The sequence below is a fragment of the Streptomyces sp. JNUCC 63 genome (genome assembly GCF_054366325.1).
Genome location: NZ_CM135963.1, coordinates 7,153,246 through 7,178,212, shown reverse-complemented (window position 1 = coordinate 7,178,212; position 24,967 = coordinate 7,153,246). Strand labels below are relative to the sequence as shown.

General features: G+C 71.3%; 25 protein-coding genes and 1 pseudogene. 7 read left to right on the top strand and 19 right to left on the bottom strand.

The genetic code is table 11. The features are described 5' to 3' along the window. Positions 1-166: 166 nt before the first annotated feature. The gene (locus tag ACX25U_RS33150) at positions 167-877 is read right to left on the bottom strand and encodes a TetR/AcrR family transcriptional regulator (protein ID WP_454385506.1); all 711 of its coding nucleotides are present in this window, start codon (positions 875-877) and stop codon (positions 167-169) included. 147 nt (positions 878-1,024) lie between these two features. Between ACX25U_RS33150 and ACX25U_RS33145 the strand changes: the two genes are divergently transcribed. Beyond that, complete coding sequence (locus ACX25U_RS33145; RefSeq protein ID WP_454385504.1) at positions 1,025-1,483, top strand: nitroreductase family deazaflavin-dependent oxidoreductase; 459 nt, start codon at positions 1,025-1,027, stop codon at positions 1,481-1,483. Here ACX25U_RS33145 and ACX25U_RS33140 read toward each other — a convergent pair. Further along, positions 1,473-2,738, bottom strand: coding sequence for a geranylgeranyl reductase family protein (locus ACX25U_RS33140; protein WP_454385502.1), 1,266 nt, complete (start codon positions 2,736-2,738; stop codon positions 1,473-1,475). The two genes, ACX25U_RS33145 and ACX25U_RS33140, sit on opposite strands and share 11 nt — an antisense overlap. A gap of 215 nt (positions 2,739-2,953) precedes the next feature. Between ACX25U_RS33140 and ACX25U_RS33135 the strand changes: the two genes are divergently transcribed. After that, on the top strand, positions 2,954-4,309 hold the full coding sequence (locus ACX25U_RS33135; protein ID WP_454385500.1) for a M20/M25/M40 family metallo-hydrolase: 1,356 nt from the start codon (positions 2,954-2,956) through the stop codon (positions 4,307-4,309). 71 nt (positions 4,310-4,380) lie between these two features. On the opposite strand, the gene ACX25U_RS33130 is transcribed toward ACX25U_RS33135, so the two are convergent. The 6 genes from ACX25U_RS33130 to ACX25U_RS33105 form a co-directional block, all read right to left on the bottom strand. Further along, the gene (locus ACX25U_RS33130; protein WP_454385498.1) at positions 4,381-5,421 is read right to left on the bottom strand and encodes an NUDIX hydrolase; all 1,041 of its coding nucleotides are present in this window, start codon (positions 5,419-5,421) and stop codon (positions 4,381-4,383) included. Positions 5,422-5,560: 139 nt separating this feature from the next. Continuing rightward, a complete protein-coding gene (locus ACX25U_RS33125; RefSeq protein ID WP_454385496.1) occupies positions 5,561-5,755 on the bottom strand; it encodes a hypothetical protein in 195 nt (64 codons plus the stop codon). A gap of 53 nt (positions 5,756-5,808) precedes the next feature. Next, positions 5,809-6,735: a carbohydrate ABC transporter permease gene (locus ACX25U_RS33120; RefSeq protein WP_454385494.1), complete on the bottom strand. Its 927-nt coding sequence runs from the start codon at positions 6,733-6,735 to the stop codon at positions 5,809-5,811. Beyond that, entirely contained in the window at positions 6,732-7,646 is a 915-nt protein-coding gene (locus tag ACX25U_RS33115; protein ID WP_454385492.1) for a carbohydrate ABC transporter permease, read from the bottom strand. Before ACX25U_RS33115 ends, ACX25U_RS33120 begins: the two co-directional genes overlap by 4 nt. An 18-nt stretch (positions 7,647-7,664) precedes the next feature. After that, positions 7,665-8,933 carry an ABC transporter substrate-binding protein gene (locus ACX25U_RS33110; protein WP_454394626.1) on the bottom strand — a complete coding sequence of 423 codons (1,269 nt, stop codon included), beginning with the start codon at positions 8,931-8,933 and terminating at the stop codon, positions 7,665-7,667. 350 nt (positions 8,934-9,283) lie between these two features. Next, the gene (locus ACX25U_RS33105; protein ID WP_454385491.1) at positions 9,284-10,237 is read right to left on the bottom strand and encodes an ROK family protein; all 954 of its coding nucleotides are present in this window, start codon (positions 10,235-10,237) and stop codon (positions 9,284-9,286) included. 163 nt (positions 10,238-10,400) lie between these two features. On the opposite strand from ACX25U_RS33105, the gene ACX25U_RS33100 reads away from it, so the two are divergent. Beyond that, entirely contained in the window at positions 10,401-11,489 is a 1,089-nt protein-coding gene (locus tag ACX25U_RS33100) for a LacI family DNA-binding transcriptional regulator (protein ID WP_454385489.1), read from the top strand. A gap of 3 nt (positions 11,490-11,492) precedes the next feature. Here ACX25U_RS33100 and ACX25U_RS33095 read toward each other — a convergent pair whose 3' ends face one another. The 5 genes from ACX25U_RS33095 to ACX25U_RS33075 form a co-directional block, all read right to left on the bottom strand. Continuing rightward, positions 11,493-12,797, bottom strand: a complete 1,305-nt coding sequence (locus ACX25U_RS33095) for a DUF6986 family protein (protein ID WP_454385487.1) — start codon at positions 12,795-12,797, stop codon at positions 11,493-11,495. A 159-nt stretch (positions 12,798-12,956) separates the two neighbouring features. Next, positions 12,957-13,919 (bottom strand): electron transfer flavoprotein subunit alpha/FixB family protein, encoded by a 963-nt coding sequence (locus ACX25U_RS33090; RefSeq protein ID WP_454385485.1) that lies wholly within the window; start codon positions 13,917-13,919, stop codon positions 12,957-12,959. Between the two features lie 54 nt (positions 13,920-13,973). Then, entirely contained in the window at positions 13,974-14,759 is a 786-nt protein-coding gene (locus ACX25U_RS33085; RefSeq protein ID WP_454385483.1) for an electron transfer flavoprotein subunit beta/FixA family protein, read from the bottom strand. Positions 14,760-14,978: 219 nt separating this feature from the next. Beyond that, entirely contained in the window at positions 14,979-15,497 is a 519-nt protein-coding gene (locus ACX25U_RS33080; RefSeq protein WP_454394624.1) for a flavin reductase family protein, read from the bottom strand. A gap of 223 nt (positions 15,498-15,720) precedes the next feature. Beyond that, on the bottom strand, positions 15,721-16,053 hold the full coding sequence (locus ACX25U_RS33075) for a TlpA family protein disulfide reductase (protein WP_454385482.1): 333 nt from the start codon (positions 16,051-16,053) through the stop codon (positions 15,721-15,723). A gap of 256 nt (positions 16,054-16,309) precedes the next feature. Here ACX25U_RS33075 and ACX25U_RS33070 point away from each other — a divergent pair, with 256 nt between their 5' ends. Beyond that, positions 16,310-17,032: a lysophospholipid acyltransferase family protein gene (locus ACX25U_RS33070; protein ID WP_454385481.1), complete on the top strand. Its 723-nt coding sequence runs from the start codon at positions 16,310-16,312 to the stop codon at positions 17,030-17,032. 28 nt (positions 17,033-17,060) lie between these two features. On the opposite strand, the gene ACX25U_RS33065 is transcribed toward ACX25U_RS33070, so the two are convergent. The 5 genes and pseudogenes from ACX25U_RS33065 to ACX25U_RS33045 form a co-directional block, all read right to left on the bottom strand. Then, positions 17,061-17,756, bottom strand: a complete 696-nt coding sequence (locus ACX25U_RS33065) for a B3/B4 domain-containing protein (protein ID WP_454385479.1) — start codon at positions 17,754-17,756, stop codon at positions 17,061-17,063. 15 nt (positions 17,757-17,771) lie between these two features. After that, positions 17,772-18,330 (bottom strand): annotated as a pseudogene (locus ACX25U_RS33060) (transglutaminase-like domain-containing protein). Positions 18,331-18,349: 19 nt separating this feature from the next. Further along, positions 18,350-19,420, bottom strand: coding sequence for a threonine aldolase family protein (locus ACX25U_RS33055; RefSeq protein WP_454385477.1), 1,071 nt, complete (start codon positions 19,418-19,420; stop codon positions 18,350-18,352). Next, entirely contained in the window at positions 19,417-20,166 is a 750-nt protein-coding gene (locus ACX25U_RS33050; protein WP_454385475.1) for an SDR family NAD(P)-dependent oxidoreductase, read from the bottom strand. Before ACX25U_RS33050 ends, ACX25U_RS33055 begins: the two co-directional genes overlap by 4 nt. Before the next feature lie 41 nt (positions 20,167-20,207). After that, positions 20,208-21,605, bottom strand: a complete 1,398-nt coding sequence (locus tag ACX25U_RS33045; RefSeq protein WP_454385473.1) for a DUF6421 family protein — start codon at positions 21,603-21,605, stop codon at positions 20,208-20,210. Positions 21,606-22,040: 435 nt separating this feature from the next. Here ACX25U_RS33045 and ACX25U_RS33040 point away from each other — a divergent pair, with 435 nt between their 5' ends. After that, positions 22,041-22,724, top strand: coding sequence for a glycerophosphodiester phosphodiesterase (locus ACX25U_RS33040; RefSeq protein WP_454385471.1), 684 nt, complete (start codon positions 22,041-22,043; stop codon positions 22,722-22,724). A 19-nt stretch (positions 22,725-22,743) separates the two neighbouring features. Here ACX25U_RS33040 and ACX25U_RS33035 read toward each other — a convergent pair whose 3' ends face one another. Continuing rightward, complete coding sequence (locus ACX25U_RS33035) at positions 22,744-23,286, bottom strand: GNAT family N-acetyltransferase (RefSeq protein ID WP_454385470.1); 543 nt, start codon at positions 23,284-23,286, stop codon at positions 22,744-22,746. Between the two features lie 80 nt (positions 23,287-23,366). Between ACX25U_RS33035 and ACX25U_RS33030 the strand changes: the two genes are divergently transcribed. Beyond that, a complete protein-coding gene (locus ACX25U_RS33030; RefSeq protein WP_454385468.1) occupies positions 23,367-23,759 on the top strand; it encodes a VOC family protein in 393 nt (130 codons plus the stop codon). Positions 23,760-24,115: 356 nt separating this feature from the next. Beyond that, positions 24,116-24,946 (top strand): VOC family protein, encoded by an 831-nt coding sequence (locus ACX25U_RS33025; protein WP_454385467.1) that lies wholly within the window; start codon positions 24,116-24,118, stop codon positions 24,944-24,946. The last annotated feature ends 21 nt before the right edge of the window (positions 24,947-24,967 follow it).

The following is a 24,967-nucleotide window of genomic DNA, read 5'->3' as shown; positions in this document are numbered from 1 at the left end:
CAACCCACCGAATGGCCCACCGCAACGCGACATGCGCCGGCCCTGGCGTACGAGCCACGACTCGTACACCAGGGCGGCCATTCGGACGTGTCCTCCTCGTCGGCTCGGTGCCATCGCAGGGGCCCGTACCGGCCGTGCGGCCGGGGGCAGCGGCCGAGTGAGGTGATCACTCCTGCTCTTCGGGGAGTACGGGGCGCAGGCCCACCCCGTGGGCGAGCCGGACCACCGCGTGCCGGAAGAACGGCTCGCGGTCCTCCACCACCCGGTTGAACTGCCCGAACAGCTCGAACCCGACCAGCCCGTACAGCTGTGCCCAGGCGGCGACGAGCGCGGCCCCCACCTCGGGCGGCAGGCCGGGCGCGAGCTCGGCGGTCATCCGCTCGGCCTCGCCGCGCAGTTCGGCGGGCAGCGGGGGCCCGGTCAGCCCGCCGTGCTCGTGGGCGTCGCGCACGATGCCGATGAGGACCAGGCCGACGCGGGCCGCGGCCGGGACGGTCGTCTGCGGCGCGGTGTAGCCGGGCACGGGCGAGCCGTAGATGAGGGCGTACTCGTGGGGGTGCGCCAGCGCCCAGCCGCGCACCGCCTCGCACACGGCGGTCCAGCGTGCGAGGGGCTCGGCGCCGGCCACCGTCTCGTGCGCGGACTCGGCGGCCGAGCCCAGGGAGTCGTAGGCGTCGATGATGAGCGCGGTCAGCAGGTCGTCGCGGCTGGGGAAGTACCGGTACAGCGCGGAGGACACCATGCCGAGTTCACGGGCCACGGCGCGCAGCGAGAGCTTCGCGGCGCCCTCCTTCGCGAGCTGTCTGCGCGCCTCGTCCTTGATCGCTGCGGTGATCTCCGTCCTGGCCCGGGCGCGGGCGCCTTTCACGGTGCTCATGGAGAGGAGTGTTCCACGGTTTTGGAGCGGCGCACACCAAGCGGAGCAGTGAACCAGAAAGAGAGCACCGCTCTTGTGCTGGATCACCGATCCAGTGCACACTGTTCTCGAACGAGAGCACTGCTCTCCCAACGAGTGGGGGTCACCATGTCGTCGTCACCGTCGCCGTACTACCTCAAGGGCAGCCGGATGAACACCCGCCTCAACAGCATCGTCGGCCGGCTCGCCCGGCACGGGCTCAGCCTGGCCGGCTCCGCCGAGCTGACCGTGCGGGGCCGCAAGAGCGGCAAGCCGCAGCGCATCCCGGTCAACCCGCACACCCACGAGGGCACGCAGTACCTCGTCTCGGCCCGCGGCCACTCCCAGTGGGTCCGCAACATGCGCGCGGCGGGCGGCGGAGAGCTGCGCGTCGGGCGGAAGGTGCGGACGTTCACCGCGGTGGAGCTGTCCGACGCCGAGAAGCCGCCGGTCCTGCGGACCTATCTGGAGCGGTGGGGCTGGCAGGTCGACGAGTACTTCCGGGGCGTCACGGCGAAGTCCTCCGACGAGGAGATCGCCGCGGCCGCCCCCGACCACCCGGTCTTCCGGATCACGGTCACGAACTGACCGGGTCCTCCGCGCCGGGCGTGGCGGGTCCGGCCGGCCGCCGGTCCAGCGCGGTCAGCGCGCGGTGGGCCATGGGGTGGGTACGGACGAGCTCGCCGAGCGAGGTCGAACCCCGCGTGATGTCCTTGAACGCCCTCCAGGCGGGCCGGAAGCCGGTCAGGGCGGCGTGGAAGAGTCCGGGCCGGCGCGCGAACACCGCCAGCATCTGCTTGCCGACGGCCATCTCGACGCCGAGCCCCGCCTTGATCGCGAACGCGTAGTTCAGGGCCTGGCGCCGGGCGTCCACCGCGTCGTGCGCCTCGGCGATGCGCACCGCCCACTCCCCCGCGAGCCGCCCGGACCTGAGCGCGAAGGAGATGCCCTCGCGCGTCCACGGCTCCAGGAGTCCGGCCGCGTCGCCGCACACCAGCACCCGGCCTCGCGAGAGCGGCGAGTCGTCGGCGCGACAGCGCGTCAGGTGCCCGGAGGAGACGCTCGGTTCGAAGCCGGCCAGGCCCAGCCGGCCGATGAAGTCCTCCAAGTACCGCTTGGTGGCGGCGCCTTCACCGCGTGCCGAGATCACGCCGACGGTCAGCGTGTCGTCCTTGGGGAACACCCAGCCGTAACTGCCGGACATCGGGCCCCAGTCGATGAGCACCCGTCCCCGCCAGTCCTCGGCGACGGTGTCCGGCACCGGGATCTCCGCCTCCAGGCCCAGGTCCACCTGGTCCATCTTCACCCCGACGTGGGCTCCTATGCGGCCGGCGCTGCCGTCCGCGCCGACCACCGCGCGCGCGAGCACCGTCTCGCCGCCCTGGAGCACCACGGCCACCGTGCGCCGGTCCGGCACCGCCGAGCCGTGCTGCTCGACCCGCGAGACGGTGACGCCCGTACGCAACTCGGCGCCGGCCTTCTGCGCGTGCTCGACGAGCTGCTGGTCGAACTCGGGCCGGTTGAGCAGCCCGAACAGCATCTGCTTGGAGCGGCGGGTGCGGGTGAAGCGGCCGTTGTGCGAGAAGGTCACCGCGTGCACCCGGTCCTTCAGCGGAAGCTCGAAGCCGGGCGGCAGCGCGTCGCGCGAGGGGCCGATGATCCCTCCGCCGCAGGTCTTGTACCGGGGCAGCTCCGCCTTCTCCAGCAGCAGCACGCGCCGCCCCGCGACCGCCGCCGCGTAGGCGGCCGAGGCACCCGCGGGTCCCGCGCCCACCACGACGACGTCCCACACCTGCCGCACGTCGTCCCGCACGTCGTCCGCCGAAGAGTTCTCGCTGCTCACGATGGTCTACCGCTCCCGATCAATCCGGCTGCCGCTGCTGTCTGTCGCATCCTACGGCGGCCCTCGCCGCGGGCCGCTGTGGGAGGATCTGCAGCGTACGTGCCCCGTACACCGGGTCGCGCCTACGCTGACACGATCACCCGCACCACAGAAGTGCTCGGACGTACCACCCCGGTACCCACGAGTGCGATGTCGCACCTGCAAGGAGCGTGCCCATGTCGTCGAATCCGGTCGCCGAGACCGTCGCCTCCCTGATGCCCAGGGCGCGGGCGGAGCTCGCCGAACTGGTGGCCTTCAGGTCGGTGGCGGACTTCGACCAGTATCCGAGGAGCGAGAGCGAGGCCGCCGCGAACTGGATCGCCGACGCGCTGCGCGCCGAGGGGTTCACGGACGTGGCGCTGCTCGACACCCCGGACGGCACCCAGTCGGTGTACGGCCACCTGCCCGGCCCCGAGGGCGCGAAGACGGTCCTGCTCTACGCCCACTACGACGTGCAGCCCCCGCTGGACGAGGCCGGCTGGACCACCCCGCCCTTCGAGCTGACCGAGCGCGACGGCCGCTGGTACGGGCGCGGCACCGCCGACTGCAAGGGCGGTGTCATCATGCACCTGCTCGCGCTGCGCGCGCTGAAGGCGGGCGGCGGCATACCGGTGAGCGTCAAGGTGATCGCCGAGGGCTCGGAGGAGCAGGGCACCGGCGGCCTGGAGCGCTACGCCGAGGAGCACCCGGAGCTGCTGAAGGCCGACGCCGTCGTGATCGGCGACGCCGGCAACTTCCGCGTCGGCCTGCCCACCGTCACCACCACCCTGCGCGGCATGACCCTGGTCCGTGTCCAGGTCGACACCCTCGAAGGCAACCTGCACTCCGGCCAGTTCGGCGGCGCCGCCCCCGACGCGCTCGCCGCGCTGATCCGCGTCCTGGACTCGCTGCGCGCCGAGGACGGCTCGACGACCGTGGACGGTCTGGCCGGCGACTCCGTGTGGGAGGGCCTGAGTTACGACGAGGAGCAGTTCCGCGAGGACGCCAAGGTGCTCGACGACGTGGAGTTGATCGGCTCCGGCACGGTGGCCGACCGCATCTGGGCCCGCCCGTCCGTCACCGTCCTCGGCATCGACTGCCCGCCGGTCGTCGGCGCCACCCCGTCCGTGCAGGCGAGCGCCCGGGCCCTGCTCAGCCTGCGGGTGCCGCCGGGCGTCGACGCGGCCGAGGCGACCAAGCTGCTCCAGGCCCACCTCCAGGCCCACACCCCGTGGGGCGCCCGGGTGCGCACCGAACAGATCGGCCAGGGCCAGCCCTTCCGCGCCGACACCGCCGGCCCGGCCTACCGGGCGATGGCCGACGCGATGGCGGTCGCCTATCCCGGCCAGGACATGCAGTACGCCGGTCAGGGCGGCTCCATCCCCCTGTGCAACACCCTCGCCGCGCTCTACCCGGAGGCCGAGATCCTCCTCATCGGCCTGAGCGAACCCGAGGCCCGGATCCACGCCGTGAACGAGAGCGTCTCCCCCGGGGAACTGGAGCGCCTGTCGGTTGCGGAAGCACTGTTCCTGCGCAACTACGCGGCGGGCTGAGCCCCCGCCCGCCATTCCGCTGTCCGGCCGGCATCGCGGAGCGGACCGGGAGTTGCGGACGGCGTCAGGCGTCAGCCGACCGGAACGCCCGCCTCCAGGTACACCGCCGCTCCGCGTTCGCGCGCCCGCAGTGCGCGGCGGAGTCGTTCGTAACGGACGGGCGGAAGCAGACCCGCGGCCTCCCGCTCGGTGACGAAGCGGCAGTCGCGCAGCTCGGGGCCGGGCAGGAGCAGGCGTTCGGCCGCCGCGGAGTCCAGGCGGCCACCGTCGAAGAGGAAGCGCAGGCCGCCGAAGCCGGGGGGCGCGGGCGGCTCCCAGTCGACGACGAGCAGACGGGGCACGTCGTCCAGCCGTACCCCGGTCTCCTCGGCGACCTCGCGCATCCCCGCGCGGGCCGGGGCCTCGCCGGGTTCGACGACGCCGCCGGGGAACTCCCAGCCGGGCTTGTAGGTGGGGTCGACGAGCAGCACCCGGTCCTGCTCGTCGAAGAGGAGCACCCCGGAGGCGACCGTCTCGCCGGTGGGCTCCGGGGTCTGCACGATGTCGCAGACGGGCACGGCGCCGCTGCCGACGGCCTCGGCGATCCGGACGGCCGTCTCGTACGGGGTGAGGGCGCTGGTGTCGACGGGGTGGGCGTCGGCGGTGAGCCAGGAGGCGAGGGCGGCGCGGTAGGGCTCGATGCGGCCGTAGGACCACTGCCGTACGCGCATCTCGCCGTCGGGAAGGTCGGGCGGCACCTCGCGGCCGGCTATCCGCTCCCGCAGGATCGTTTCGGCCGGGGCGAGGAGGATGTGCCGGACGGTGATGCGGCGGGCGGCGAGACCCCCGAAGATCTCGTCGCGGTACTCCTGGCGCAGCAGGGTCATGGGGACCACGAGGGTTCCGCCCAGCTCGGCGAACATCGCGGCGGCCGCGTCGATCACCAGGCGCCGCCAGATCGGCAGGTCCTGGTAGTCGCCGACCTCGGCGAGGTGTTTGGGCGGCAGCAGGTGCGTGAGCGCGCTGCCGATGACCTCGGGGTCGAAGAGCGTGCTGTTCGGGATCAGCTCGATCAGTTCCCGTGCGGTGGTGGTTTTCCCCGCACCGAAAGCGCCGTTGATCCAGACGATCACGGGTCCCCCTCTTCTGTTGGCCCCCTGTGGCTTGCCCGCTCCACCCTGCCACGGAAACCAGCCCCAGTTGAGGGCGCCCGCAGGACGGCGCCGGCACCCCCGCGACGGGGGCACCGGCGCCGCACCCGGCCGACCGGCCTCAGCGGTGGTGCCGCGGGGCCTCGTCGTCCGTGGGGAGGCCGGTCTGCCCGAGGACCTGGTCGACGGTGCCCACGGCGTCCTTCAGGCCCGGATCACCGAGCCGGCCGTGCTCGGCGGCGTGCGAGGGAGTGACGGCGGCCACGACGAACCCGGTGGCCAGGGAGGCGAGGGCGAGCATGCTGCGCTTCTTCATGCCGCGTTCAACCGCCGCGACCGCCTGGAGGTCACGCCGTGAACCGCCTTATGTCATCCCTTCGTCGACCCCAGTGTCAGTCCCGCGATGAAGTGCCGCTGCAGGAGCAGGAAGACCAGGATCGTCGGGAGGGCCACCAGGACCGAGCCGGCCGCCAGCAGGTTGTAGTCGGTGAAGAACTGGCCGCGCAGGTTGTTCAGGGAGGAGGTGACCGGGAGTTTGCCGGGGTCGGAGATGAGGATCAGGGCCCAGAGGAAGTCGTTGTAGACCCAGGTGAACTCCAGGGTGGCCAGGGCCGCGAGGGCCGGACGGCACAGCGGCAGGGTGATGCGCCAGAACCGGGTCCACACGCCGGCGCCGTCGACGATCGCCGCCTCCAGGATCTCCTGGGGCAGCGTGCGCATGAAATTGGCCAGCACGAAGACGCAGAAGCCCAGCTGGAAGCCGATGTTGACGACGATGACGGCCCAGTAGGAGTCGTACATCGTCAGCGAGTCGGACATCCACCAGGGCAGGGGGATCTTGTTGAACAGCACGTACAGGGGTGTGACGATCACCTGTTGCGGCAGCAGGTTGCCCGCCGTGAAGAACATCAGCAGGACCAGGCCGCCGCGCAGTCTCAGGCGCGAGACCGCGAACGCCACGAAGGCCGCCAGGAACAGCGTGACGATCACCGCGGGCACCGTGATGATCAGTGTGTTGGTGAAGTACGTGCCCATGCCGGACTCGGTGTAGGCGCGGCGGTAGTACTCGAAGGACAGGTGCCTGGGCCAGGAGAAGTAGCCGTGCCGCGCCGTCTCCTGGTACGGGCGCAGCGAAGCGTAGACGGCGAGCAGCAGCGGGGCGAGGAACGCCAGTGAGACCGCCGCGAGGAAGATCTGCGTGCCCCAGCGGCCGCGGTGCCGGCCGGGCCCTGCCGTCCGAAGGGGCGCGGGCGCCGGGCGGCGTACGGGCGCGGTGGTGCGGATGTCGGCCGTCATGTCTCGCGGGCACCTCGCAGCTCTTGGACCAGGAACGTCACGATGAACCCCAGGGACACGGTGAGCAGGACGACGGCGATGGCGGACCCGAAGCCGATGCGGCCGGCCTCGCCGATGATGTTGTCGGTGATGAGCACCGACAGCAGTTCCAGGCCGTTGCGGCCCTTGTTGACCGCGTAGACGATGTCGAAGGCGCGCAGCGCCTCGATGACCGTGATGACGCCGACGATGACGTTCACCGGGCGCAGCGTCGGGAAGACCACGCGGAAGAACGTCTGGCGCTCGTTCGCGCCGTCGATCGCCGCCGCCTCCTTCAGCGCCGGGTCGACGGACTTCAGGCCGGCCAGGTAAAGGATCATGACGTAGCCGACGTGCCGCCAGCTCGCCGCGATCATCATCATCCAGATGTTGAGGCGGGAGTCGCCGAGCCAGTCGACCGGGTTGTCGTGGTTGCCGATGATGGTGTTGAGCGCGCCCTGGTCGGTGCCCAGGAACAGTTGGGCGATGAAGCCGACGATGGCCAGCGAGAGCACCACCGGCATGTAGAGCACGGACTGGTAGAGGCGGCTGAAGCGGACGCCCCGGTCGATGAGGACGGCCAGGAACAGTCCGAACGGGGTCGCGATCAGGCCCAGGAAGAGCAGCCACAGGACGTTGTGGCGGACCGCCGGCCAGAACGGCGGGTAGTTGTCCACCAGGTTCTCGTAGTTCTCGCCGCCGACCCAGTGGATGTCCCCGATGCCGTCCCAGGCGGTGAAGGACAGGCCGAGGGAGGCCAGTGTCGGGCCCCAGACGATGGCGGTGTCGAGCAGGACCGGAATGCCGAGCAGCACGCCGAGGACGAGGAGGTCACGGCGGGTGAACCGCCGCAGCCGTCGCCGTCCGGCGCGCCGCGGGAAGGTGAGCGCCACGGAAGATGCCCCCAGTGATCAGCCGACGGGCTGGGAGAAGATGGTCTTCTTCTGCCGTTCGATGCTGTTGCACAGCCCGTCGACGTCCTCCGGGTTGCCGATGAAGTCCTGGATCGCCTGGATCATCACGGTCGAGGCGAAGTCGGGGCGGGTGTCGCGGTCCAGGAACTGCGAGATCTGCTTGGCGCCGGAGACGAGGTCGGCCGACTTCTTCTGCAGGGCGCTGTACGCGGAGGTGTCGGCGCCGGAGTTGACGGCCACGTTGTTGGGGTCGTACCGCAGGTAGACGTCCTCGGCCTTCGGCGTGCCGAGGAACTTGAGCAGGTCCTTGGCAGCGGTGACGTTCTTGGACTTCCTCGCGACCAGGAAGCCGTCGATGGGCGCCTCCACGGCGTCCTGGCCGTGGCTGGGGTCGATCTCGGGGAAGGCGAAGAAGTCGATGTCGTCGCGTTCGTTCTCCGGGAACTGGCTGCCGGGGTGCGGCATGCCGAAGACGGCCATGCCCGTCCTGCGCTGCTGCAGGCTCTGCCCGGCCTCCTCCCAGGTCCGGCCGAGGGCGCCCTTCTGGTAGTACGGCATGAGTTCGCGCCAGGTGTCGAAGACCTTCCTCACCCGGTTGTCGGTCCAGGTCTCCTTGCCCGCCATCAGGGACTTGTGGAAGTCGTATCCGTTGAGGCGCATGTTGATGTAGTCGAAGGTGCCCATGGCGGGCCAGCCGTCCTTGTCGCAGAAGGCGACCGGGGTGCCGTCCTTGGACATCCGCTTGGCCAGCGCGATGAACTGGTCCCAGGTCCTGGGCTGTTGGTAGCCCTTCTGCTGGAACAGGCTCTTCCGGTGGAAGACCGCCCACGGATAGTAGTAGTACGGCACGAAGTACTGCTTGCCGTCGTGCGTCGACTGTGTCTTGAGGGCGTCGGAGAACCCGGAGAAGGACGACCACACGTCGCTGATGTCGGTCAGCAACCCCTTCTGGGCGAAGTACTGCATGCGGTACCCCGCGAACCACATGAAGACGTCGTCGGGCGCGCCCTGCAGGTAGCGGTTGATGTTCTCCTGGAAGTCGTTGTGGTCCTTGGTGTTGACCTTCACCCTCTTGCCGGACTGCTTCCGGTAGGCGTCGAAGGCCGTCGCGTACGCCTTCTTCGGTACGGCGTCCGAGGCGTTCGACCCGACGGTGACCTCGTTCTTGTTTCCGCCGGGTCCGGAGCCGCAGGCGGACAGCAGGGCGGGGAGTGCGACCATGCCGGCTCCGGCGGCCGCACCACGTAAGAGATCGCGCCGGGACATCGGATGTCCTGCCGCACCTCCCGGCAGGAAGAGCCGTGCGAACGATGACTGCGTCATGTCCCCCTCCTCGGGGTGCCACTCAACACAAACGAACGCGAGGCTTGGATCTCACCGTCATCTCACCATGCCGTCAAGGGTTATGACGAGATATCGAACAACCGTTACCCATCTCTTCCAACAGAGTTGGACACAACTTGTCGTAAACGCACATCGATGACGCGAACATGATGTCATCCCATCTTTCACCCGAGCACCACCAGCCACACAGTGGTCGGGGCTTCGGCCGCAGGACCGCTGTCCACGACGGGACTTGCCGCAGCCACCGTCCGGCACCCGCCGCCGCAGCCCCCTCAGACCCCCGCCGCCGTCGCGTTCGTCCGCGCCCGGAGGGCGGCCGCCGCCGCTCCCACCAGGCCGGCGTCCGTGCCCATCTGGGCCGGGGCGACCGTCAGGCGCTGGACGAAGGAGAGGGTGGCGTAGTCGGCCAGGGCCTTGCGGAGGGGGGTGAGGAGAACGTCGCCCGCCTTGCCCACACCTCCGCCGATCACCGCGATGTCGATCTCGACCAGGGTCGCGGTGGCGGCGATGCCCGCGGCCAGGGCGCGGGCGGCGCGTTCGAAGGAGGCCACGGCGACCGGGTCGCCGGCCCGGGCGGCGGCGGCCACCGCGGCGGCCGAGGTGTCGCCGTCGGGGCCCGGCCGCCAGCCGCCCGCCAGCGCACGGCGGGCGATGTTCGGGCCGCTCGCGATGCGCTCCACGCAGCCGCGCGAGCCGCACGGGCACGGATCGCCGTCGAGGTCCACGCTGATGTGGCCGATGTGGCCTGCGTTGCCGGTCGGACCGGGGTGCAGTTGTCCGCCCAGGACCAGGCCGCCGCCTACGCCGGTGGAGACCACCATGCACAGCGCGTTGTCGTGGCCGCGGGCGGCGCCCTGCCAGTGCTCGGCCGCCGTGATGGCCACGCCGTCGCCGATCAGCCGCACCGGCAGACCGCCGACGGCGGCACGGGCCCGCTCGACCAGCGGGTAGCCGCGCCAGCCGGGGACGTTCACGGGGCTGACCGTGCCCGCGGAGGCGTCCACCGGGCCCGCGCTGCCGATGCCCAGCGCCGCGACACGTCCCCACAGCGACGACGCGGTCAGCTCGCCGAGCACCTCCTCCACGGCGCGCATGACGGTGTCGCCGTCCTCCTGCGCGGGCGTCGCGCGCTGTGCGCGCACCAGGATGCTGCCGTGGCCGTCCACCAGCGCTCCGGCGATCTTGGTGCCGCCGATGTCCAGCGCGGCCACGAGGTCGGTGTGCATCAGAGTCGAATCTCCCCGTCAACCATGAGAAAACCAAGAGGTGGGCGCAGCCCGGTCTCGCGGTGGGGGACGCCGGCCGGAGTGTGCGGTGGACAGTCTCTCGCGCGTATGACAACGTTGTCCAGGCTCTATGCTCGACGACGCCACATCCTCATACGAACCCATGGACCGCCGCACCCCCGTGGACGACAGGACAGGACGCCGCATCGTGCCAGAGACCGCCCGCCGAGCAGACCGCCCCGCGCCCCGTTACGGCAACCGTCCGACGATGAAGGACGTGGCGGCACGGGCCGGGGTCGGCCTGAAGACCGTCTCCCGCGTGGTCAACGGCGAGCCCGGCGTCACCCCGGACACCGAGCGGCGCGTCCAGGAGGCCATCGAGGCCCTCGGTTTCCGGCGCAACGACAGCGCGCGGGTACTGCGCAAGGGCCGTACGGCGAGCATCGGGCTCATCCTGGAGGACCTCGCCGACCCGTTCTACGGCCCGCTCAGCCGCGCGGTGGAGGAGGTCGCCCGCGCGCACGGCGCCCTGCTCATCAACGGCTCCAGTGCGGAGGACCCGGAGCGCGAGCAGGAGCTGGCGCTGGCACTGTGCGCCCGGCGGGTGGACGGGCTGGTCGTCATCCCGGCCGGCGACGACCACCGGTACCTGGAGCCGGAGATCAAGGCGGGCGTCGCCACGGTGTTCGTGGACCGCCCGGCCGGGCACATCGACGCCGACGTCGTGCTGTCGGACAACTTCGGCGGCGCCCGCGACGGCGTCGCCCATCTGATCGCCCACGGCCACCGCCGGATCGGCTTCATCGGCGACATGCCGCGCATCCACACGGCCGCCGAGCGCCTGCGCGGCTACCGGGCGGCGATGGAGGACGCGGGGATACCGGTCGAGGACTCCTGGATGTCGCTGGGCGCCACCGACCCCGAGCGGGTGCGCCGGGCCGCCGAGGCGATGCTGTCCGGACCCGACCCGGTCACCGCGGTCTTCTCGGCCAACAACCGGGTGACCGTCACCGTGATCCGCGTCCTGGCCGAGCAGCCGCGCCGGGTCGCCCTCGTCGGCTTCGACGACATCGAACTGGCCGATCTGCTCCAGCCGGGCGTCACCGTCGTCGCCCAGGACGCCGCCGCCCTCGGCCGCACGGCCGCCGAACGCCTCTTCCGCCAACTGGACGGCACCCTCGTCGCCCCGGAACGCATCGAACTCCCGACCCGGCTGGTCACCCGCGGCTCGGGCGAGCTGCCGGCGGAGTGACCCCTACTGGGCGGAGGCGGTGAGGTTCCCGCGCCGCGGGGCGGCGAAGGACTCCAGGGCGGGGCGGGTCAGACCGGTGAGCCGGGTGACCTCGGCGGTGTCGAGGGCGCCGCAGTCCAGGCCGCGCAGCAGGTAGCCGCTGAGCGCCTTGGCGGTGGCGGGCTCGTCCATGACGTCGCCGCCCGCGCGACCGACGTAGCGGGCGAGGCGGGCGGCCGCCTGCTCGAAACCCTCGCGGTGGAAGGCGAACACGGCGGCGTACCGGGTGGGGAGGTGCGCGGGGTGCATGTCCCAGCCCTGGTAGTAGGCGCGGGCCAGGGCGCGGCGGGTGAGGCCGTAGTGCAGGCGCCAGGCGTCGTGCACCTTCTCGGTCGAGCCGACCGGCAGCACGTTGGTGGAGCCGTCCGAGACGCGTACGCCGGTGCCGGCCGCGGCGACCTGCATCACGGCCTTGGCGTGGTCGGCCGCCGGGTGGTCGCTCGCCTGGTAGGCCGCGGAGACGCCGAGGCAGGCGCTGTAGTCGAAGGTGCCGTAGTGCAGCCCGGTGGCGCGGCCCTCGGCGGCCTGGATCATCCGGGCGACGGTGGCGGTGCCGTCGGTGGCGAGGACGGCCTGGCTGGTTTCGACCTGGATCTCGAAGCCGAGGCGCCCGGCCGGAAGCCCATGGGCCCTCTCGAAGGCATCGAGGAGCCGGACCATGGCGGTGACCTGCTCGGGATACGTCACCTTCGGCAGCGTCAGGAGCAGCCCGCCGGGCAGGCCGCCGGCCTGCATCAGGCCGGTGAGGAAGATGTCCAGGGTGCGGATGCCCCGGTCGCGGACCGCTGCCTCCATGCACTTCATGCGGATGCCCGTGTACGGGGCGGCCGTCCCCTTCTCGTACGCCTCGGCGACCAGCCGGGCCGCGCGGGCGGCCGCTTCGTCCTCCTCCGCGTCCGGGCGGGGGCCGTAGCCGTCCTCGAAGTCGATCCTCAGGTCCTCGACGGGTTCGCGCTCCAGCTTGGCGCGGACGCGGTCGTACACGGGCCCGGCCAGTTCGTCGCTCAGGCCGAGGACGGCGGCGAAGGAGGCCGCGTCGGGGGCGTGCTCGTCGAGCGCGGCGAGGGCCTGGTCGCCCCAGGAGCGGACGGTGCCGGCGGCGAGGACGTCACCGGGGACATAGACCGTGTGGACGGGCTGACGCGTGCCGGGGTCGCCCGGGTAGCGGCGCTCCAGCTCGGCGTCGACCGGCGCGAGGGAGGCGCTGATCTCCTCGCTGACGGCGCCGGCGAGGCTCGTCGCCACCTTCTGCTGCCGCCCCTGGTCCATCCCGCGTCCTCCCGCTTGCCGCCGTACGGAATCAACAGTTATCCGCGGAGCTTCCCGCCGGTCAACACCCCTTCGCAGCCTGAGCCGTCCACCCGCCCGGGACAAGCCGAGGCCCCCGTGACCGCGCGGGTCACGGGGGCCTCGGTCAGCACCGGAGGTTCAGCCCTTGCGGGTCTTGATCTCCTCGGTGAGCTGGGGGACGACCTCGAACAGGTCGCCGACCACGCCGTAGTCGACCAGGTCGAAGATCGGGGCCTCGGGGTCCTTGTTGACCGCCACGATGGTCTTGGAGGTCTGCATGCCGGCCCGGTGCTGGATCGCGCCGGAGATGCCGTTGGCGATGTACAGCTGCGGCGAGACGGACTTGCCGGTCTGGCCGACCTGGTGGGTGTGCGGGTACCAGCCCGCGTCGACGGCGGCCCGCGAGGCGCCCACCGCCGCGCCCAGGGAGTCGGCGAGGGCCTCGATGAGCGCGAAGTTCTCCGCGCCGTTCACGCCGCGGCCGCCGGAGACCACAATCGCCGCCTCGGTCAGCTCCGGACGCCCGGTGGACTCGCGCGGCGTGCGGCCGGTGACCTTCGTGCCCCTCGCCTGCGCCGAGAAGGTGACGTCCAGCGCCTCGACGGCGCCGGCGGCCGGGGCCGGCTCCACGGCCGCGCTGTTCGGCTTGACCGTGATGACCGGGGTGCCCTTCGACACCCGGGAGGTGGTGGTGAAGGAGGCGGCGAACACCGACTGGGTGGCCACCGGGCCGGCCTCGCCGGCCTGCAGGTCGACGGCGTCGGTGAGGATGCCCGAGCCGATGCGCAGCGCCAGGCGGGCGGCGATCTCCTTGCCCTCGGCGGAGGAGGGGACCAGCACGGCGGCCGGGGAGACGGCCTCGACCGCGGCCTGCAGGGCGTCCACCTTCGGCACCACCAGGTAGTCGGCGTACTCGGCGGCCTCGTGCGTGAGGACCTTCGCCGCGCCGTGCTCGGCCAGCACGGCGGCGGTGTCGGCGGCGCCGGCCCCGAGGGCGACGGCGACCGGCTCACCGAGGCGGCGGGCCAGGGTCAAAAGCTCCAGGGTGGGCTTGCGGACGGCACCGTCCACGTGGTCGACGTAGACGAGGACTTCAGCCATGGGACTTCTTCTCTCCTGCGTGCAAAGGGTGCGGGACGGAAAAGCGGGCGCGGCTCAGATGAACTTCTGGCTCGCGAGGAACTCGGCGAGCTGCCGGCCGCCCTCGCCCTCGTCCTTGACGATCGTGCCCGCGGTGCGGGCCGGACGCTCCGTGGCGGCCTCGACCGTGGTCCAGGCGTTCTGAAGGCCGACCTCGCCGGCGTCGATGTCCAGGTCGGACAGGTCCCAGGAGACAACCGGCTTCTTCTTGGCCGCCATGATGCCCTTGAACGACGGGTAGCGGGCCTCGCCCGACTGGTCGGTCACCGACACCACCGCCGGCAGGGAGGCCTGCAGCTGCTCGGAGGCGGCGTCGCCGTCGCGGCGGCCGGTGACGGTGCCGTCCTCGACCGCCACCTCGGACAGCAGGGTGACCTGCGGGACGCCCAGGCGCTCGGCCAGCAGGGCGGGTACCACGCCCATGGAGCCGTCGGTGGAGGCCATGCCGGAGATCACCAGGTCGAACCCGGCCTTCTCGATCGCCTTGGCCAAAACCAGCGAGGTGCCGATCGCGTCGGTGCCGTGCAGGTCCTCGTCCTCGACGTGGATGGCCTTGTCGGCGCCCATGGACAGCGCCTTGCGCAGCGCGTCCTTGGCGTCCTCCGGGCCCACGGTCAGCACGGTGACCTCGGCGTCGTCGGCGTCCTCGGCGATCTGCAGGGCCTGCTCGACCGCGTACTCGTCCAGCTCGGAGAGCAGACCGTCCACGTCGTCCCGGTCCACGGTCAGGTCATCGGCGAAGTGCCGGTCGCCAGTGGCGTCGGGCACGTACTTCACAGTGACAACGATCCTCAAGCTCACGCCGGCTCTCCTACTGCATCGTCATTTCTGGGCTGCCTTCTTGCAGGCAGCATAGGCGCCTGAAGCGACCGATCACGGTCGGGGCGACCGCGCGCTCCGAGCAGAATATTACTCGTCAGTACACCCAGATCATGCCCGCTAAGCAAGCGCTTTGAACTGTGACCTTCGCAACGCAGCGTAACCGGAACCCGACGGGTTCGCAGGAGAGCGGAACAGTGATCAATCACGCAGCGCGTTGAAGCGCCCCTGGTGGTACAGGAGCGGACGACCGGCTCCCGTGGGGTCGCCGAGCACGACCTCGGCCAGCACGATGCGGTGGTCCCCGGCGGGCACGCGCGCGACGACGCGGCACACCAGCCAGGCGAGCACGTCGTCGAGGACGGGGACCCCTTCGGGGCCCTCGCGCCAGGACGTCGGCGCGCCGAAGCGGTCGGCGTCGTGGCGCGCGAAGGTGGCGGCCAGTTCCTCCTGGTGCTCGCCGAGTATGTGGACGCCGATGTGGTCGGTCGCGGCGATCGCCGGCCAGCTGGATCCGCCGGTGCCGACGCCGAAGGAGAGCAGCGGGGGCTCGGCGGAGACGGAGGTGAGGGAGGTGGCGGTGAAGCCGACCGGACCGGTCTCGCCGCGGGCGGTGATCACCGCGACGCCCGCCGCGTGCCGCCGGAAGACGGAGCGCAGCAGGTCGGGAGAGGCGGGCTGGAGAGTGCCGGGAGTGGTGAGGTCGGTGGTGGCCGTCATGGAGTTGGCCGTCATGGAGGGGTCCTTCTGCTGGGGGGACGAGCGGGAACTGTGACTGCTCAACAGTCCGGCCGGCGCGCGCTCGCGCGGCGGGCGAGATCGGCGCGGACCCGCCCGGGGAGAAGGAATTCCAAGAGCATACGGTCAGGCTGACGATAGTTGGTGGGTGCAGTCAAGTACGTCCCGTCATCTGGGAGATGCCTCACCGTCACGGGCACGGGCCTCACACCGCCTTCCCCAGGGCCGCGATGACGTCCGCCTTGCGCGGCTGTCCGGTGGCGCGCCGCACGACGCGGCCGTCGGCGTCGAGGACGAGCACGGTGGGCGTCTTCAGGATCCCGAGCCGGCGTACGAGTTCCAGGCGGGCCTCGGCGTCGATCTCGACGTGCGCGACTCCGGGGACCATGCCGGCCACCTCGCCGAGGATGCGGCGGGTCGCCCGGCAGGGGGCGCAGAAGGCGCTGGAGAACTGCACGAGCGTGGCGCGCGCGCCGAGGTCCTCGCCCAGCTCGGCCGGCCCGAGCCTCCTGCCCTCGTCCTGTCCGCGCACCCGCACTCTCCTGTTCCACCGCCGCGCATCACCGGTTCGGTCATCCTCCCCTCCAGCGTTTCCGGGGGCGTGAAGATTCCCGTTCAGTGGGCCGACAGGGGTAATCACAGGGCCGACGTGACGAGGATCTCGCCGGGGATGGGCACGTGGACTGGCTCCGTGGCCGTTCTTGGGGCACGATCTGCGACAGGCCGTAAACCTACGGCAGCGTAACTTCCGCCGGGATACCCTTCCCTGGCAGAGAGAAGGGTCCGCCGCGCTCATGGCAGAGCTCGTCTACCGTCCCGTCATCGGTCTCGCCCGCACGATGTTCAAGGTGTGGGATCTCAAGATCGACTGCCGGGGGTCGGAGTACATCCCGCGCTCGGGCGGTGCCGTGCTGGTGAGCAATCACATCAGCTATCTGGACTTCGTCTTCAACGGGCTCGCCGCGCTTCCGCAGAAGCGCCTGGTGCGCTTCATGGCGAAGGAATCGGTCTTCCGGAACCGGATCTCCGGGCCGCTGATGCGCGGCATGAAGCACATTCCGGTGGACCGCGCCCAGGGCGAGGCGGCGTACGCGCACGCGCTGGACTCTCTGAAGTCCGGTGAGGTGATCGGGGTGTTCCCGGAGGCCACGATCTCCCAGTCGTTCACCCTGAAGAGCTTCAAGTCGGGTGCGGCGCGGCTGGCCCAGGAGGCGGGCGTCCCCCTGGTCCCTATGGCGGTCTGGGGCACGCAGCGGCTGTGGACCAAGGGCCACCCGCGCAACTTCAAGCGCAGCCACACCCCCATCACGATCCGGGTGGGCGAGGCTGTGGACGCTCCCCGCGACCAGTACGCGGGCGCCATCACCCGCCGCCTGCGCGAGCGCGTCCAGGAACTCCTGGAAGCCGCCCAGCGCGCCTACCCCGTCCGCCCCAAGGACCAGCACGACACCTGGTGGATGCCGGCCCACCTCGGCGGCACGGCCCCGACCCCGGAACAGCTCCGCACGGCCCGTTAGGACTTGTCCGGCGGACGGCTCTACGCGTCTACGCGGACGGCTCCCGTACCGTGACGCGTGCTCCCGGGCTGAACTTCTCCAGGAGTCCGGCGAGTTCGGCGGCCGCGGTCTCGGCCTCGGGGACCGGCATCGGAGACAGGCTCTCCAGAAGGAAGAGGGCCGAGGCGGTCTGTTCGGTGAGGCGGGTGCGGGGGCCCTGGCGCCAGTTCCAGCGGCGGCAGGTCACGCCGGCCTCGTCGCGCCACACCACTTCGCCCGCGTCCGGGTGTTCGACGGTCTCCTCGCCGCCGGCCACGGTCGCGAAGTCCTCCTCGCCACTGGCGCGCACCAGGCTCATGGAGCCCCGGATCAGGTCGAGGTCCTCGCCGCCGACGGGGATGAGATGGGCGACGCTGATGGCGTTGTAGAGGTCCACGAGCACGTTGATGCGGGGCAGCCCGGCGTCCGTCAGCGCCCGCCGGGCCAGCGCCTCGGCCGAGTTGCGGGTGCGGGAGGGCTTGGAGCCGAACGCGGTGTACGTCGCGCGCCAGGCGGCCATGTGCGGATCCTCGTGCGGGGCACGTCCGCCGAGGCGTACGGCCAGGCGGCGGGCCGCGTCGTCCAGGAGCGCCGAACTGGCCTCGGTGCTCGGACCGTTGACCAGCCCGTGCGCCTCGACGGCCACGTGAGTGAAGCCGGGCGCGAGCGCGCGCACCTCGTCGGACACGGTGAGGGGCAGCGTCATCTTCTCGCCTCGGGGTCAGAGTGCGGTGGGCGGTGTCTTCCACAGCCGCGGCCGGTCGGGGGCGGACTTGAGGGCGGCAGGCACGGCCGGGTGCGGTTCAGCGTACAGTACCGGGCAGTCCAGCTCATTCGACTCCGGGTCCGGTACGAAAGTCAGGCGCCCGCCGACGAGGGAACCGGGCGTCGACGTCCGGCTTGTTGCCGCGCGGGTCCTGCCGGTGCCAGGCGCCGTTGAACCGTACGGCGACCAGCCCGTGCACCGCGTGTCCGCCGCCCTCGTCGTGCGCCGGGCGCTGGTAGCACAGCGCGGTCGGGATGTCCTCGGCCCGCGGCAGGGCGGCCAGGGCGTGGGCCTTGGCCTGGCAGGTGCCGGTGCGCTGCCGCAGGATGTCGGAGGCCCGCCAGGTGACGCGTGGGTCGCCCGAGTCCTGCGAGTGCGGGACGGCGTCGCGCACGGACTCGTACGCGGCGCGCGCATGGGCATACGAGTCCGCCACCCCCTCGACGAGGCGGGCAGCCGTCTCGCGGACCACCGGGTGCTCGTGGTCGATCGCCTCGTCGACGGCCAACCTCACCGGCCGCCCGGCGGCGCCGCTAGCGCGCCATCTCCTCCTTCAGCGCCGCCACGAAGGTGTCCACGTCGTCCTCCGTGGTGTCGAAGGCGCACATCCAGCGCACCACGCCCTCGGCCTCGTCCCAGAAGTAGAAACGGAAGCGCTTCTGCAGACGCTCGCTCACGTCGTGCGGGAGCTTGGCGAAGACGCCGTTGGCCTGGACCGGGTGGAGGATCTCCACCCCGTGGACGGCACGCACGCCCTCCGCGAGGCGCTGGGCCATCTCGTTGGCGTGACGGGCGTTGCGCAGCCACAGGTCCTTGGCGAGCAGCGCCTCCAGCTGTACCGACACGAAGCGCATCTTGGAGGCGAGCTGCATGCTCATCTTGCGGATGTGCTTCATGCGGCGCACGGCGTCGGGGTTGATGACGACGACCGCCTCGCCGAACATCGCGCCGTTCTTCGTCCCTCCCAGGGAGAGGATGTCGACGCCGACCGCGTTGGTGAAGGTCCGCATGGGAACGTTCAGGGAGGCCGCTGCGTTGGCGATGCGGGAGCCGTCCAGGTGCACCGTCATCCCGCGCGCGTGGGCGTGTTCGCAGATCGCCCGGATCTCCTCGGGCGTGTAGAGCGTGCCCAGCTCCGTGCTCTGGGTGATCGAGACGACCTGCGGCATCGCGCGGTGCTCGTCCTCCCAGCCGTACGCCTGCCGGTCGATCAGCTCGGGCGTGAGCTTGCCGTCGGAGGTGGGCACGGTGAGCAGCTTCAGGCCGCCCATGCGCTCGGGCGCACCGCCCTCGTCGACGTTGATGTGCGCGCTCTCGGCGCAGATCACCGCGCCCCAGCGGTCGGTGACCGCCTGGAGCGCGACGACGTTCGCGCCGGTGCCGTTGAACACCGGGAACGCCTCGGCGCCGGCGCCGAAGTGGCTGCGGACGATCCGCTGGAGGTTCTCGGTGTAGTCGTCCTCGCCGTACGCGACCTGGTGCCCGCCGTTGGCCACGGCCAGGGCGGCGAGCACCTCCGGGTGGACCCCGGCGTAGTTGTCGCTGGCGAAACCGCGGACCTGAGGGTCGTGATGGCGACGTGCGTCGGTCCTGGGAGGGTTCACGGCTTCTCGGTCAGCCACAGACGTTTTCCGTTCACTTCCGCGGCGGGCTTGCTCCACACCTCGACGATGGCGTCGGCCAGGTCCTTGACGTCCGTGAAGCCCGCGAACTTCGCGTTGGGGCGCTCGGCGCGCATCGCGTCGTGCACCAACGCCTTCACCACCAGGATCGCAGCCGCCGACGTCGGTCCGTCGGGGCCCCCGGCCTTGCGGAAGTAGTCGGCCATGGCCAGCGTCCACGCCTCGGCGGCGGCCTTGGCGGCGGCGTACGCGGCGTTGCCCGCTGTGGGCTTGCTGGCGCCCGCGGCGCTGATCAGCAGGTACCGGCCGCGGTCGCTGCTCTGCAGCGCCTCGTGGAAGGCGAGGGAGGTGTGCTGCACGGTACGGATGAGCAACAGCTCCAGGAAGTCCCAGTCGTCCAGGCTGGTCTTGGTGAACGTCTCGCTGCCGCGCCAGCCGCCGACGAGGTGGACAAGGCCGTCGACCCGGCCGAAGCTCTTCTCGATGTGCGCGGCCCAGGCGCGGGTGGACTTGAGGTCGAGCAGGTCGACCGTGTCGCCGGTGACGGTGGCGCCGCCGGCGGCGTACCTCGCCGCGTCCACGGCCTCCGAAAGCCGCTCCGGGTCGTTGTCCGCGCCGACGACGGTCGCGCCCGCCTCGGCAAGCCGGAGCAGCGCCGCCCGGCCGGCCGGTCCGCCCGCGCCGGCCACCGCGATCACCGCACCGCTGAGAGCTCCGTTCACCGCCATGTTCCTCGCCTCCTGCGCAGTGTTACCGGTTCCGCGGCCGCTCACGCGGCGACCCGCTCGGCGCTGTCCGCCGTGATGCCCCTGGTCGAGGCGATCACATTCTTCAGCTTCTTGGACAGTGCCTCGTAGAACATGCTCAGCGGAAACTCGTCCGGAAGCACGTCATCGACGAGCTTGCGCGGCGGCTGGGTCAGGTCCAGGGCGTCGGGGCCCTTGGCCCACTTGGAGCCGGGGTGCGGGGCGAGGTAGGCCGAGACCAGCTCGTAGCCGGCGAACCAGTGCACCAGCTTCGGCCGGTCGATGCCGTCGCGGTAGAGCTTCTCGATCTCGGCGCACAGCTGGTTGGTGATCTGCGGGGCGCGCTCCCAGTCGATGGAGAGCTTGTTGTCCCTCCAGCGCACCACGTCGTGCCGGTGCAGGTAGGCGAAGAGCAGCTGGCCGCCGAGGCCGTCGTAGTTGCGTACACGCTCACCGGTGACCGGGAAGCGGAACATGCGGTCGAACAGCACGGCGTACTGCACGTCGCGGGCCTGGGCGACGCCGTCCGACTGGAGCCCCACGGCCTCCTTGAAGGCGGTGAGGTCGCAGCGCAGCTCCTCCAGGCCGTACATCCAGAACGGCTGGCGCTGCTTGATCATGAAAGGGTCGAAGGGCAGGTCGCCGTGGCTGTGGGTGCGGTCGTGCACCATGTCCCACAGCACGAAGGCCTCCTCGCAGCGCTTCTGGTCGTGGACCATGGCGGCGACGTCCTCGGGCAGGTCGAGGCCGAGGAGGTCGACGGCGGCGGCGGTCACACGACGGAAGCGGGCGGCCTCGCGGTCGCAGAAGATGCCGCCCCAGGAGAACCGCTCCGGCGCCTCGCGCACGGCGATGGTCTCGGGGAAGAGCACGGCGGAGTTGGTGTCGTAGCCGGCCGTGAAGTCCTCGAAGGTGATGCCGCAGAACAGCGGGTTGTCGTAGCGGGTGCGCTCGAGCTCGGCCAGCCAGTCCGGCCAGACCATGCGCAGGACGACCGCCTCCAGGTTGCGGTCCGGGTTGCCGTTCTGCGTGTACATCGGGAAGACGACCAGGTGCTGCAGGCCGTCCACGCGGTTCGCGGCGGGCTGGAAGGCCAGCAGCGAGTCGAGGAAGTCGGGCACCTCGAAGCCGCCCTCGGCCCAGCGCCGCAGGTCCTTCACCAGTGCCTCGTGGTAGGCGGCGTCGTGCGGCAGCAGCGGGGACAGCTCCTCCACGGCGTCGATCACGCGGCGTACGGCGGCGCCGGCGTCCGCGCGGCCGGGGGCGCCCTCGGCCGCGAAGTCGATCGAGCCGTCCTTGGACTGCCATGGCCGGATGCGCTCCACGGCATCCTTGAGCACGGGCCACGCAGGGTGCTCAACCACCCTGCTCACCGGAGGAACCTGCCCCTCCGCACCCACCTGCACAAGAATTTCCGTCATATTCCATCCTCCACGGGAGAACCTCGCGTAAGGAGACCGTATCCGTACGAGGTTTCTTCCAGCAAGGGGCCCTTCGGGAAATCATCCTGCACACACCCATCGTCACCGCTTATTTTCCGGTCGGGCACCCGGGCGACACGAGTTCCGCTGGGCCGGTCGGGTGGTGCGGACCTCGCCGCACCGAGGGCGGTTTCCAGCCGCGGGCAGCCGCGCGCGGGGCCGCGGCCCCGTCGGTCAATGCGCGGGCGACTCGCCCACGCCGGAGTGACCGCCCCGGTGGGCACGGCCCCGCGCTGTCCCGGCCGTCACCCCACTGCCCCGTGTAGGCGGGGGTTCAACCCGCCGCCGGGCCGTTAGGCTGCGACACTGCCGCGCGGACGGGGTCCGTCCGCTCCGCGCCGCGCCGAGCCGCCGTCGACGGAAGCGAGTTGAACCTTGAACTTCCTTACCATCGGTCACCGCGGAGTCATGGGTGTCGAACCTGAGAACACCCTCCGTTCCTTCGTCGCCGCCCAGCAGGCCGGCCTGGACGTCATCGAACTCGATCTGCACCTGAGCAAGGACGGCGCGCTCGTCGTCATGCACGACACCGAGGTGGACCGCACGACCGACGGCAGCGGCGCGATCGCCGACAAGACCCTCGCCGAGCTGCGCTCGCTGGACGCGGGGCGCGGCGAGCGGATCCCGGTCTTCGAGGAGGTCCTCGACGCCGTGTGCACTCCGCTGCAGGCGGAGATCAAGGACGTGGCCGCGGCCCGTGCGCTGGGCGAGGTCATGCGGCAGCGGGACCTGGTGTCCCGGGTGGAGGTGTCCTCGTTCCACGACGAGGCGATCACCGAGATCGCCCGACTGGTGCCGGGCGTGCGCACGGCGCTCGTGGCCAGCCGCTACGGCACCGACGTCGTCGAACGCGCCACCGCGGCCGGCGCCGCGACGCTCTGCCTCAACATCCGCCGGCTCACCCTGGAGATCATCGAGCACGCGCGCAAGGCGGATCTGAGGATCATCGGCTGGGTCGTGAACACCCAGGACCACCTGCGGCTGGTCCGCGCGTTCGAGCTGGACGGGGCGACCACCGACTACCCGGAGATCAAGCGCACGGGCCGCTTCACGGCGTAGCCGGTTCCGACCACCCGAGCTACCCGAGTTCCTTGACCAGCAGCTCGAACTCCAGATCGTCGCGCTGCGGAACGCCGAAGCGCTCGTCGCCGTACGGGAAGGGGCTGGTCCTTCCCGTACGGCGGTAGCCGCGGCGCTCGTACCAGGCGATCAGGTCCTCGCGTACGGTGATCACGGTCATGTGCATCTCCTTGGCGCCCCAGCCCTCCCGGGCCTGGCGCTCCGCCTCGGCGATGACCACCTTGCCCAGGCCGGCGCCCTGCAGCGCGGGGCTGACGGCGAACATCCCGAAGTAGGCGTGGTCGCCGCGGTGCTCGAGCTGGCAGCAGGCGACCACACGGCCGTCCCGCTCGACCGTCAGCAGCCGGCTGTCGGGCGACTCGATCACCTCCAGCACGCCCTCCGGATCCGTCCGCTGCCCCTCGAGGATGTCCGCCTCGGTGGTCCACCCGGCCCGGCTGGAGTCCCCGCGGTACGCCGACTGGATCAGGTGCACCAACGTGTCGACGTCGGCGTCCGAGGCCTCGCGGAAGGTCAGTGGTCCAGTGGTGGCGGTCTCCATGAAGGGTGCCTCTCGAAACTCGCTCGGGTGGGGCGCGGCTGCGCGGGGACGGGGCAATCCTGCCACTAGGCTCCGGCTGCATGGTGCACGTACTCAGCAGTCGGACACTGCTTCAGCCCACCGATCCCGAGCGCTCCCGTGTCTTCTACGGCGAACAGCTGGGACTCGCCGTCTACCGGGAGTTCGGGACGGGGCCGGAGCGTGGCACCGTCTACTTCCTCGGCGGCGGTTTCCTGGAGGTCTCGGGGCGCTCCGACGTCCCGCCGTCCCCTGCCGTGCGGCTCTGGCTCCAGGTCGAGGACGTGGCTGCCGCCCACGAGGAGCTGCGGGCCAAGGGCGTCCGGATCACACGTCCGCCGGCGCGCGAACCGTGGGGGCTGATCGAGATGTGGATCGCCGATCCGGACGGCACACCCGTCGTCCTCGTCGAGGTACCGGCGGACCATCCGCTGCGGTTCCGGCCTGGGGCCTAGGGCCTGTCCGGCGCATCAAGCCGCGGGAAATCGGCGGTCGGCCATCAGCCCAGGTGAGCGGGGGCGATGGGGTTCCCCTGCTCATTGAGAGCTTGGGAGAGCATGCAGATGCAAGGCGGAGGAGGGCGTCGACGCGATGGGGCCCTCTGCTCGAAGAAGCTCGGGGGTCCCCCGGCGCGAAGAACTCGGGGTGGGGCCCCCTGCTCGGAGAGCTTGGGGGAGTGCCAGATCCCGCGTCTGCGGCATGATCCGCCGGACAGGCCCTGGCGCCGGATGCCGGCCCGTTCCCACTGGCCCGCGTCGACGGGCGGGGCTAGCGTGCTGGTGGGTGGGGATGAGCCTTCCCGGAGGATGCCATGGAGTTCGACAAGCCGGTGGTCGGCGGACCCTGCTGGGCGGAGCTGGGGACCAGCGATCTGGAGGCGGCCACGCGGTTCTACACGGAGGTCTTCGGCTGGCGCATGCAGCGCGACCCCAGGCTGGTCTCGGGCGGCTACACCATCGCGCATCTGGGCGACGCGGCGGTCGCCGCGATCACTCCCCTGTACCAGCAGTCGCAGCCGGTCGCGTGGAACGTCTCGTTCTGCGTCGCCGACGCCGACGCTGCGGCGAACAAGGTCGTGGAGGCCGGCGGGACGGTGATCCACGGCCCGAGGGACATCTACGACGAGGGCCGCTTCACGGTGGCGCTCGACCCGTCCGGCGCGGCCTTCCAGATGTGGCAGGCCCGGGACTTTTGCGGTGCCGACGTGTTCAACCGGCCCGGGTCACTGGGCTGGGTGGAACTCGCCACCCGGAACGTCAAGAGGGCCAGGGACTTCTACACGAGCGTGTTCGGCTGGAGCGTCAACGCCTCGGAGTGGTACACGCAGTGGGGGCTGCACGGCGAGGACTTCGGCGGGGTGACGGCGATGCACGACCGGTTCCCGGCCGACGTACCGCCGCACTGGATGCCGTACTTCGCGGTGGAGGACGTCGACGCGACCACGGACGTCGCGGTACGGGCCGGCGCCAAGGCCCTGCTGGAGCCCACCTCCGTCCCGGAGGGCCCTCGCATCGCGGTGCTGCGCGACCCGCAGGGCGCGACGTTCGGCATCTACCGGTCCGCCCAGGAAATCCTGGCGGAGCAGGACGCCCAGGAGGGGCAGGAGGGCCGGAAAGGTCAGCAGGCGGGCCAGGCAGGCTGAGGCCTGCGCCGCGACGCCGGC